Source organism: Thioclava sp. UBA3469 (assembly GCF_002378135.1).
GTDB classification, from domain to species: Bacteria; Pseudomonadota; Alphaproteobacteria; order Rhodobacterales; family Rhodobacteraceae; genus Thioclava; species Thioclava sediminum.
This window is the reverse complement of the sequence record NZ_DFRG01000236.1, coordinates 1-8,398: the sequence shown is the minus strand read 5'-3', so window position 1 is coordinate 8,398 and position 8,398 is coordinate 1. Positions and strand designations below refer to the sequence as shown.

The 8,398-nt window shown below is 63.3% G+C and carries 11 protein-coding genes; 2 read left to right on the top strand and 9 right to left on the bottom strand.

Annotated elements, in window-relative coordinates; genetic code table 11:
- Together B3D39_RS16920 and B3D39_RS16915 are read left to right on the top strand one after the other, a co-directional pair.
- Positions 1–712 (top strand): pseudouridine-5'-phosphate glycosidase (locus B3D39_RS16920; RefSeq protein ID WP_274963717.1); only part of this gene is annotated, 712 nt, incomplete at its 5' end.
- Between the two features lie 78 nt (positions 713–790).
- Positions 791–1,492, top strand: coding sequence for a DUF502 domain-containing protein (locus B3D39_RS16915; protein ID WP_274963716.1), 702 nt, complete (start codon positions 791–793; stop codon positions 1,490–1,492).
- Here B3D39_RS16915 and B3D39_RS16910 read toward each other — a convergent pair.
- The 9 genes from B3D39_RS16910 to B3D39_RS16870 form a co-directional block, all read right to left on the bottom strand.
- Positions 1,474–2,511: a patatin-like phospholipase family protein gene (locus tag B3D39_RS16910; RefSeq protein ID WP_274963715.1), complete on the bottom strand. Its 1,038-nt coding sequence runs from the start codon at positions 2,509–2,511 to the stop codon at positions 1,474–1,476. The two genes, B3D39_RS16915 and B3D39_RS16910, sit on opposite strands and share 19 nt — an antisense overlap.
- Positions 2,512–2,597: 86 nt before the next feature.
- Positions 2,598–3,818, bottom strand: a complete 1,221-nt coding sequence (locus B3D39_RS16905; protein WP_078550311.1) for a cysteine desulfurase — start codon at positions 3,816–3,818, stop codon at positions 2,598–2,600.
- A gap of 8 nt (positions 3,819–3,826) precedes the next feature.
- On the bottom strand, positions 3,827–4,420 hold the full coding sequence (locus tag B3D39_RS16900; RefSeq protein ID WP_274963714.1) for a YIP1 family protein: 594 nt from the start codon (positions 4,418–4,420) through the stop codon (positions 3,827–3,829).
- Positions 4,420–4,911, bottom strand: coding sequence for a Yip1 family protein (locus B3D39_RS16895; protein WP_274963713.1), 492 nt, complete (start codon positions 4,909–4,911; stop codon positions 4,420–4,422). Before B3D39_RS16895 ends, B3D39_RS16900 begins: the two co-directional genes overlap by 1 nt.
- 9 nt (positions 4,912–4,920) lie before the next feature.
- Complete coding sequence (gene sufD / locus B3D39_RS16890) at positions 4,921–6,198, bottom strand: Fe-S cluster assembly protein SufD (protein WP_274963712.1); 1,278 nt, start codon at positions 6,196–6,198, stop codon at positions 4,921–4,923.
- On the bottom strand, positions 6,198–6,971 hold the full coding sequence (sufC, locus tag B3D39_RS16885) for a Fe-S cluster assembly ATPase SufC (protein WP_075774850.1): 774 nt from the start codon (positions 6,969–6,971) through the stop codon (positions 6,198–6,200). Before sufC ends, sufD begins: the two co-directional genes overlap by 1 nt.
- 9 nt (positions 6,972–6,980) lie before the next feature.
- Positions 6,981–7,295, bottom strand: coding sequence for a heavy metal-binding domain-containing protein (locus B3D39_RS16880; RefSeq protein ID WP_078520716.1), 315 nt, complete (start codon positions 7,293–7,295; stop codon positions 6,981–6,983).
- A 52-nt stretch (positions 7,296–7,347) separates the two neighbouring features.
- Positions 7,348–7,881 (bottom strand): hypothetical protein, encoded by a 534-nt coding sequence (locus tag B3D39_RS16875; protein WP_274963711.1) that lies wholly within the window; start codon positions 7,879–7,881, stop codon positions 7,348–7,350.
- A gap of 99 nt (positions 7,882–7,980) precedes the next feature.
- Positions 7,981–8,398, bottom strand: a 418-nt coding sequence (locus B3D39_RS16870) for a SufD family Fe-S cluster assembly protein (RefSeq protein ID WP_286789910.1), incomplete at its 5' end; no start/stop codon positions are given.

Sequence of the window (8,398 nt, the reverse complement as noted above, 5' to 3'; positions counted from 1 at the left end):
GGAGCCGGAAGAACTTGAGCAGCTCGCTCAGACCAAGGACGCGATGAAAGTCAGCCGGGCCGATCTGGCGGTGTGCCTCGCGAAAGGCGCAACCGGGGCCACCACCGTTGCAGCCACCATGATCTGCGCGCACCTCGCGGGCATCGATGTCTTCGCCACCGGCGGGATCGGCGGCGTGCATCGCGGCGCGGAAGACAGCTTCGACATCTCCGCCGACCTTCTGGAACTGGCGCAGACCCCGGTCAGCGTGGTCGCGGCGGGCGCCAAGGCAATTCTCGATCTGCCGAAGACGCTCGAAGTGCTGGAGACCCACGGTGTGCCGGTCATCGCCTACGGACAAGACGCCTTCCCCGCCTTCTGGTCGCGCAATTCCGGCCTGCCCGCGCCGCTGCGCGCAGACAGCGCAGCCGAGATCGCCAAGTCGCAGCTCGCACGCGCAGCCCTCGGCCTGCCGGGCGGCCAGCTGATCGCGAACCCGATCCCCGCAGAGGCCGAGATCGCCCGCGAGGAAATCGTTCCGGTCATCGAACAGGCGCTGCAAGAAGCCGAGGCGCAGGGCATCGCGGCCAAGGCAGTTACGCCCTTCCTGCTCTCGCGCATTTTCGAGCTGACCGAAGGTCGTTCGCTCGAAGCCAATATCGCCCTCGTTCTGAACAACGCCCGTCTGGCTGCCGCAATCGCGGGCGAAATCATCACAGCGCGGTCCGCCTGATACGCGGCCCATTGCCCATCGTGGCGGCGCTGCCTAGATAGCAGGCAACGCATCGCCACGAGAGGGCGCATCCAGATCATGACAAAAGACGACCCCCATCCGCGCCGCCGCTCGCGTTTTGCCGCGCTGCGCGCCTCTTTCTTCACCGGGTTGATCGTCGTCGCGCCGATCGGCCTGACGATCTGGCTCATGTGGACGATGGCCGGCTGGGTCGACGGCTGGGTGCTGCCGCTGGTGCCGCCAGAGCTTCGCCCCGAACGCTATATCGGCATCAATGTGCGCGGGCTCGGCGTCATCATCTTCCTTGTCTTCACCGTGATCGTCGGCTGGCTCGCCAAGGGCTTCTTCGGGCGCACGATGCTGCGCTTCGGCGAGAGCATCGTCGACCGCCTGCCCTTCGTGCGCACAGTCTATAGCGGGCTCAAGCAGATCGCGGAAACGGTGCTGAGCCAGTCCGAAGGCAAGTTCGACCGCGCCTGCATGATCGAATATCCGCGCGAGGGGCTGAAAGCGGTCGCCTTCGTCTCCTCGACCGCGAAGGGCGAGATCGCGGCGAATGCCGAAGACGGCGATCCGTTGATCTCGGTCTTCCTGCCGACGACGCCGAACCCGACTTCGGGCTTCCTGCTCTTCGTTCCGCAATCGCAGGTGACCTATCTCGACATGTCGGTCGAGGATGCGGCGAAGCTGATCATCTCCGCCGGTCTGGTTTACCCGCAGCCGAAAGAGGCGAAACCCGCGAAGAAAACCAAGGTGAAACTTCAGTCGAACAAGGCCTGAAGATCGGTCGACGCCTCTTTGCCGATCTTGTCGGCATGGGCGTCGAGCCAGCGATCCGCCGCAGCCCGGCCCGCCAGTTTCAGCTTCGCGAGCATCCCCCATTCGGGCAGGATCTTCGATTTCGCGCTCAGCTCGCCCATGACGTCGTCATCGGCGATCATATGGATCAGCACATCCTTCATCGCCCCTTCGGGGAGCCGGTCCTCCCGGATCAACCGATGCACGAAATTGATCGCTCGCAATTCGCGTAACAGCGAGGAGTTGAAGCTGATCTCGTTGACCCGCTCGTCGATCTGCGCGGGCGTTTTCGGGATCTCGTCGCGCCAGAGCGGGTTGATCGAAATCACCACCACGTCGCGCGGATAGGCCGGTTCGAACAGCGGGAAAAGCGGCGGATTGCCGGTATAGCCGCCATCCCAATAGGCTTCGGTCCGGCCGGTTTTCGGGTCCTCGATCTCGACCGCCTGGAAAATTTCCGGCAGGCAGGCCGAGGCGAGAATGGCATCCGCGGTGATCTCTTCACCGGTGAAGACGCGGATTTTTCCGGTGCGCACATTGGTGGCCGAGACATGCAGCCGCGGCCCTTCTTCGGCGCAGACATCGCGATAGCGAAACCGCTCGACCACCGAACTTAGCGGATTGACGTAGAACGGCCCCGCGTCATAGGGCGAGAAGACCCGCGACATGCCGTCGATGAAGGCCGCCGGAGTGAAGGCGTCGAACCAGCGCGTCAGCGCCTCGGTGCCGGGCAGTTGCGCAGGCATCAGCCGCTCAAGCCGCAGATCGACGCTTTCGGCGACCTGACTCCAAAGCTCATCCAGAGACGCGCGCGCCCCTTGGCGACCGGCACGGGCATAGCCTGCCTTGAACGCAGCCCCGTTCAGCGCCCCGGCAGAGGTGCCCGAGATCGCCGCGTAGTCTAGCCACTCTTCATCCAGAAAACGGTCGAGAACGCCCCAGGTGAACGCGCCATGCGCGCCCCCACCTTGCAATGCGAGGTTAATGCTCTTGCGGTTCATCGGCTCGGCCCTTTCGCTGCCTGCCTCCCTGCCGCAGAGTTATGCTGCATCGCAGCAAAAGCAAGTCCCCTCGCCGAGCGGCGCCCTTAGCCTAGCAGATCGTGGCACAATTCGAGCGCGGAAATCAGCGCATCGGCCTCTTCACGGGTGTTGTACATCCCGAAAGACGCGCGCGCCGTGGCCGTGACCCCAAGCCATTCCATCAGCGGACCGGTGCAATGCTGCCCCGCACGCACCGCCACGCCCCGCTTGTCGAGAATGGTCGAGATGTCATGCGGATGAGCCGGGCCGTTCAGCGTGAGCGAGAAGATCGCGCCTTTATCCGCCGCGGTGCCCTGCTGGTTGAGCCAGTTCAGCCCGTTCAGTTTTTCGGCAGTGTAGTCGCGCAGGTCGCGCTCGTGCTCGGCGATGTTCTCCATCCCGATCCCCATCAGGTAATCGAGCGCGACCCCCATGCCGATCTGCTGCACGATGCCGGGCGTCCCCGCCTCGAACTTCATCGGCGGCGTGTTGTAGATCACCGTATTGCGGGTGACGGTGTCGATCATATCGCCACCGCCAAGGAAGGGACGCATCTCGAGCATCCGATCGCGACGGATGAAGAGTGCCCCGGAACCACTTGGTCCGTATAGCTTATGTCCAGTGATGACGTAGAAATCGCAGCCCAGATCGTCGACATCGACGGGGCCATGCACCGCCGCCTGCGAGCCGTCCACCAGCGTCGCGATTCCACGAGTCCGTGCAGCCTGTGCGATCGGTTTCACATCGACCCGGGTGCCCAGCACGTTCGACATATGGGTGATCGCGATCAGCTTGGTGCGCGGCGTGATCGCCTCCAGCACCTTCTCGGGCGGCAGCGATCCGTCGGCCTCAGGCTCCACCCAGACCAGCTTCACGCCCTGCCGTTCGCGCAGGAAATGCCACGGCACGATATTGGCGTGGTGCTCCATCACCGACAGGATGATCTCGTCGCCCGGCTCGAGGTTCGGCGCACCCCAGGCGTAGCTGACGAGGTTGATCCCCTCGGTCGAGCCGGTGGTGAACACGATCTGCTCTTCATCGGCGACATGCAGGAAGCGCGCGACGATCCCGCGCACGCTCTCATATTTCTCGGTCGCGATATTGGACAGCGTGTGGAGCCCGCGATGCACGTTCGAATAGTCGTGCTCGTACATCCGCGTCATCGCATCGATCACAACACGCGGCTTTTGCGCCGAGGCCCCGTTATCGAGGTAAACCAATGGCTTGCCGTTCACTTCTCGCGTCAGGATCGGGAAATCCGCGCGGATTTTTTCGATATCATACATGGAGCACCTCAGAGTGACGCGGGGTCTGCGGGCATTTGCACGAGGCCGGTCGAGACCAGCACGATCCCCGCGATCATCGCCGAGCCCAGAAAGGTCAGGATAACCCCGAAGCCGGTCGCCACGGGGTTTTCGAACCCGTGCAGAACCATCGTGAACTGCACCAGCAAGTAGAACATCAGCGCCACCAGCAGCACCGACATCAGGGTGGCCGAGATCGGGAAGAAGACCATCAGCACGACCTGAATCATCTGACCGATCATCAGAACGAATTCGATCCAGGTCAGAAGCAGCAGCGCATCCGGGAATTTCCCTTGTCCGCCAAAGCGTTGGCCGACGAAAGACATGGCGAAAGCGCCATAGACCAGAAGCGCGCCCTGCAGCCCCACCACGGTCAGCGGCGGCGTCACCGTGCCGATATCCACCTTGGTGATGAAGGAGAACACCAGCTGCGCGAGCGTGCCGAGGATTGCGGTCATCACGACCACCAACACCATCGCCATGAACCGCGCATTGGCGTTCAGATTCAGCCCGATCAAATCGCGCGCAACCGATTTCGGATCGGTGAAGCTACGGATAAGCCATTCTTTAAGATCGGGCTGCATCAGTTTGTTTTTCCTTCGAATTCTACCACGCGCAACGCTGCGCCCCATAGCAGGACGAAGGCTACCGTCACAAGCGCGGAAACGAGCGAAAGTTCCGCGCCGCGCCCGATGAATCCCGCCACGAGCCCTTGCAGCAGCATCAGCGGCGAGACCGCCAGAAGCGACCAGAACAGCGCGACCCGCGCACCATACCAGCTTCCCTGCCCTCCAAAGAGCCGGAGAACAAGGTGGCTCAATGCCGCAATCGCGTAGAAGACGGGCACGGTCGCGAGCAGCGCCAGCACCGTGCCCATCATCAGCCCGACCATCGGCTGGTCGGGCATCTCATGGGCGATCCGCGACAGCCGCGGCCACTGCGCGATGAAGATCACGGTCAACGCCGCAAGCAGGAAGACCAGCGCGCGCGGCTCGGAGGCCGGGCGCGCGAGATGCTCGCGCATCACCACGCGCGGACGCCGATAGCTGCGCCGGATATCGTCGGTCGCGGACATCGCAGCGCCTCAGCCGCGATGGCGTGCAAGCCACCCTTCCAACCGGGTCAGGATTGCATCGCGGAACCGCTCTTCCTCAATCTCTTCAATGGCATCGGCGACGAAGCTCAGAACCAGAAGCGCGGTGGCTTCCTCTTCCGGCACGCCGCGCGAACGCAGGTAGAAGAGCGCGGTCTCGTCGATCGCGCCGGTGGTCGAGCCGTGCGAGCACTGCACGTCATCGGCGTAGATCTCGAGCTCGGGCTTGGCGAGGAACTGGCTGTTCTCGTCGAGCAGCAGCGACTGGCTGATCTGGTAGCCATCGGTCTTCTGCGCGCCCGGCTTCACGAGAATCTTGCCCTGGAAGATGCCCTCGGCGCCGTTCTTCAGCACTTTCTTGAAGACCTGACGGCTCTCGCCGCGCTCCGCCCCGTGGGTAATGAAGACGGTGTCGTCGTGGTGGAACTTGCCGGTTTTGCCATCGCCAAGAGCTGCCCCCGCAACGTGGGCATTCGCGTCGTCGCCCACGATGTCGATCACGCATTCATTGCGCGTCAGCACCCCGTTCGAGGTCAGCGTGAAGCTCTTGAACAGGCCTTCTTCCGCCACGCGGGTGAAGATCGAGGTGATCGCCCGACGCTCATGGTCGCGGCCCTGTACGCGGATGTGGTGGAATTTCGCGCCTTTGGCGACGTCCACTTCCATCAGCTTGTTGAAGCGCGCGCCCGCCGGGCCGTTCTCCAGAACCGTGATCTCCGCGCCCTCTTCCAGCTTCACGAGGTGATGCAGGATCGGATCGGAAGTCTCTGATTCATGGGTGTAAATCAGGCTCACGGGTTTCTCGGCGGCACCGGTCACGCGGATCAGGACGCCATCGGTGGCGGACGCCGTGTTGAGCGCTGCGAAGGGACGCGTCACCGGGTCCTGACCGTTGGCTTCCAGCGTGCCGTAGAGGCTGCTGGCCCAGTTCACGTCGGGCGCATCGGCCAGACGCAGGATCTCGACGCCGGACATCGACAGATCGTCGGAAGCCTCGGGATCGAACACGCCATCGCGGAACACGATCTTCAGACGATCGATCTCGCCGAAGATCTCCGGCTCGTCATCGCTGAACGGCGCTGCGGGCACCGGATCGGGCGCGATGAAATCGGTCGGGTTGGTCCAGCGCCAGTATTCGTCGCGACGGCCCGGCAGGCCCATCGCGTTCAGACGGTCCAGCGCGGCGCGGCGTTGCGGCCCGAACCCGTCGGGCAGAGAAACGCGCGCCAGCCGCGTCTCGGCGGGGGTCATTTTCTCGACTGCCGACATTACGCCATCACCTCCGAGATCCCGTGTTTCGCGAGCAGGTCGGCATAGCCGTTCTTCTCGACTTCGAGGGCCAGTTCCGGCCCGCCGGTCTCGATGATGCGGCCGTCCGCCATGATGTGGACGACATCGGGTTTGATGTGGTCGAGCAGGCGCTGGTAGTGGGTGATCACGAGGAAGGAACGGCCTTCATCACGCAGCGCGTTCACGCCTTCGGCCACCAGACGCATCGCGTCGACGTCGAGACCGGAATCGGTCTCGTCGAGGATGCACATCTTCGGCTCGAGGATCGCCATCTGCAGGATTTCGTTACGCTTTTTCTCACCGCCCGAGAAGCCGACATTGACCGGACGCTTCAGCATATCCGCGTCGATCTTGAGCGATTTCGCCTTGCCGCGCACCAGTTTCAGGAAGTCGCCAGCCGAGATTTCCTCCTCGCCGCGCGCCTTGCGCTGCGCGTTGAGCGCGGTGCGCAGGAAGGTCATGTTGCCGACGCCGGGGATTTCCACCGGGTATTGGAACGCGAGGAACAGGCCTGCGGCCGCGCGCTCTTCGGGCTCGGAATCCAGCAGGTCGGTGTCGTTGAGATGCGCTTCGCCTTCGGTGACCTCGTAGCCATCGCGGCCCGAGAGCACATAGGACAGCGTGGACTTACCCGAGCCGTTCGGCCCCATGATCGCATGGACCTTCCCGGACTCGACGCTCAGGTTGACGCCCTTGAGGATCTGCTTGTCCTCTTCTTCCAGTTTGACGTGCAGGTTCTTGATATCAAGCATGGTTCTTCCTCAGGATACGGTTACAGCGGTGCCGGAGGCCGACACCATAAGCATGGATTGGCCGACGACCTCGTAGTCGAGATCGACGCCGACAACGGCATTCGCGCCCAGCTCGCGGGCGCGGTCTTCAAGCTCGCCGAGCGCCGTGGCGCGCGCGTCTTGCAATTTGGATTCGTAAGCGCCGGAGCGGCCGCCGATGATGTCGGTGACCTGCGCGAAGATATCGCGGACGACATTGGCGCCCATGATGGCTTCGCCCACGACGATGCCGTGATAGGTTGCGATCGGGCGACCCTCGATGGAAGGGGTGGTGGTGACGATCATGCGCGCTCTCCCGGTTTGCGACCCGTGCGGGCCGCGGCGGGCGCGCAAAGGGTCAGAAGCGGATGGTGGTCTCGGCGTAGCGCAGGGTGCGCGGCTCGAATTGCGCGGTCTGCTGCTCCACCCAGTCCGGCGTGAAGGCGAGCGCCGCCATGTCCGGTTGCCAGAAGGCGATATTGTGCAGCCCCACGAAGGCCAGCGCGACGCCCAGCAGCTGCACCGCCATCAGTTTCACCGAGGAGAGCCGCAGCATCATGCCCAGCCCGAAGGCGGTCAGCACCGCCGCAACCACGAGGACCAGATCCGGGTTGGAGCCCACTTTCTCGGCCAGTTCCGGCGTCAGAAAGCGCATCTTGAGCGCGGTGACGACCATCATCCCGATCGCGCCGACCATCAGCGCGGACAGGACCTTGAACACGGCCAGCCGCGAGTGACGCGGCTTGGCGATGACCTGACGCAGCATCGCGGAATCGTTGGCCACCCAGGCTTCCTGATCCCCGATATGCAGCTGAATCCGGCCCTTCGCCGATTTCCGCGTTTTCTCGATCCGCGCGAGGCGATCGTTGAAGCTGGCGCTCGATATCGTCATGGTCCTCACCTATCCATTTGGACAGGTTAAGACATGCATAAGGATTATGCCCGAAATGGGGCAGATCCTCGGCAATTTCGATATTTGCGCGCGTGAAGATCACCCGACGCTCCCCTCCAGTGAGATCGCCACAAGGCTTTGGGCTTCCATCGCGAATTCCATCGGCAGCGCCTGAAGGACTTCGCGGCAGAACCCGTTGACCACAAGGGCCACGGCCTCTTCCTCGTCCATCCCGCGGGCGCGGCAATAGAACAGCTGGTCGTCATCCACCTTCGAGGTGGTGGCCTCGTGCTCGACCCGGCTCGAGTTGTTCTTCACCTCGATATAGGGAACCGTGTGCGCGCCACATTTGTCGCCGATCAGCAGCGAGTCACATTGCGTGTAGTTGCGCGAGTCGGTGGCTTTCGGGTGCATCGAGACGAGACCGCGATAGGTGTTCTGCGCCTGACCGGCCGAAATGCCCTTGGACACGATCCGCGAACGGGTGTCCTTGCCCAGATGGATCATCTTGGTGCCG